The sequence below is a fragment of the Mesorhizobium sp. M7A.F.Ca.US.005.03.2.1 genome (assembly GCF_003997795.1).
GTDB classification, from domain to species: domain Bacteria; phylum Pseudomonadota; class Alphaproteobacteria; order Rhizobiales; family Rhizobiaceae; genus Mesorhizobium; species Mesorhizobium ciceri.
This window is the reverse complement of sequence record NZ_RZRP01001153.1, coordinates 1-1,520: the sequence shown is the minus strand read 5'-3', so window position 1 is coordinate 1,520 and position 1,520 is coordinate 1. Positions and strand designations below refer to the sequence as shown.

Here is a 1,520-nt window from a genome sequence, read left to right as displayed (position 1 = left end):
GTGCATGGCTCGGCAGGGCCTGGAGTCGGCGAGAACATGATGTCGGGCTCGATCACCATCAAAGGCGACGCCAGCCAGTATGCCGGCGCCACCGGCAAGGGCGGCCTGCTGGTCATCGAAGGCAACGCCTCGTCGCGCTGCGGCATTTCGATGAAGGGCATCGATATCGTCGTGCATGGAAATATCGGCCATATGTCGGCCTTCATGGCGCAGTCAGGCAATCTGGTGGTGTTGGGCGATGCCGGCGATGCGCTCGGCGATTCCATCTACGAGGCGCGGCTCTTCGTGCGCGGCAAGGTCGACAGCCTCGGCGCCGACTGCATCGCCAAGGAAATGCGGACCGAGCATCTGGAATTGCTGCAGGGCCTGCTCGACCGCGCCGGCGTCACCGGCGTCAAGCCGTCGGAGTTCAAGCGCTACGGCTCGGCGCGTACCCTCTATAATTTCAATATCGACAACGCCGACGCGTATTGAGGCAGCATGACCTACAGGAACCCGCCGACGACGCCGCGCAAATCCGCGACCTTCGACGACTACACGCTTTCCGAGATCCGCCGTGCCGCGGCGACCGGCATCTATGACATCCGTGGCGCCGGCGCCAAGCGCAAGCTGCCGCATTTCGACGACCTACTGTTCCTCGGCGCCTCGATCTCGCGTTACCCGCTCGAAGGCTATCGCGAGCGCTGCGACACATCGGTCGTGCTCGGCTCTCGCCATGCCAAGAAGCCGATCGAGTTGAAGATTCCGATCACCATTGCCGGCATGAGCTTCGGCTCGCTGTCGGGTCCGGCCAAGGAAGCGCTCGGACGCGGCGCTACCCTGTCGGGCACCTCGACCACGACGGGCGACGGCGGCATGACCGAGGAGGAGCGCGGCCATTCCAAGCAACTGGTCTATCAATATCTGCCGTCGCGCTACGGCATGAACCTGCGCGATCTGCGCCGCGCCGATGCGATCGAGGTCGTCGTCGGCCAGGGCGCCAAGCCGGGTGGCGGCGGCATGCTGCTTGGCCAGAAGATTTCGGATCGTGTCGCGGAAATGCGCACGCTGCCGAAAGGCATCGACCAGCGCTCGGCCTCACGCCATCCCGACTGGACCGGACCCGACGATCTCGAGATCAAGATCCTCGAATTGCGCGAAATCACCGACTGGGAAAAACCGATCTACGTCAAGGTCGGCGGCGCGCGCCCCTATTATGACACGGCGCTTGCCGTGAAGGCCGGCGCCGATGTCGTTGTCGTCGACGGCATGCAGGGCGGCACCGCCGCCACCCAGGAAGTGTTCATCGAAAATGTCGGCCAGCCGACGCTTGCCTGCATCAGGCCGGCCGTGCAGGCGCTGCAGGACCTCGGCATGCACCGCAAGGTGCAGTTGATCGTCTCCGGCGGCATTCGCAACGGCGCCGATGTCGCCAAGGCGCTGGCGCTCGGCGTCGACGCGGTCTCGATCGGCACGGCGGCCCTTGTCGCGCTCGGCGACAACGATCCGCGCTGGGAGGCGGAGTACAACGAGCTTGGCAC

2 protein-coding genes are annotated in these 1,520 nt (G+C 65.1%); both read left to right on the top strand.

All coding sequences use genetic code 11. The features are described 5' to 3' along the window. Nucleotides 1-474 (top strand): protein GlxC (locus EN991_RS35690; RefSeq protein ID WP_127370487.1); only part of this gene is annotated, 474 nt, incomplete at its 5' end. 6 nt (nucleotides 475-480) lie between these two features. Continuing rightward, on the top strand, nucleotides 481-1,520 hold a 1,040-nt coding region (locus tag EN991_RS35685), incomplete at its 3' end, for a glutamate synthase-related protein (RefSeq protein WP_127370486.1).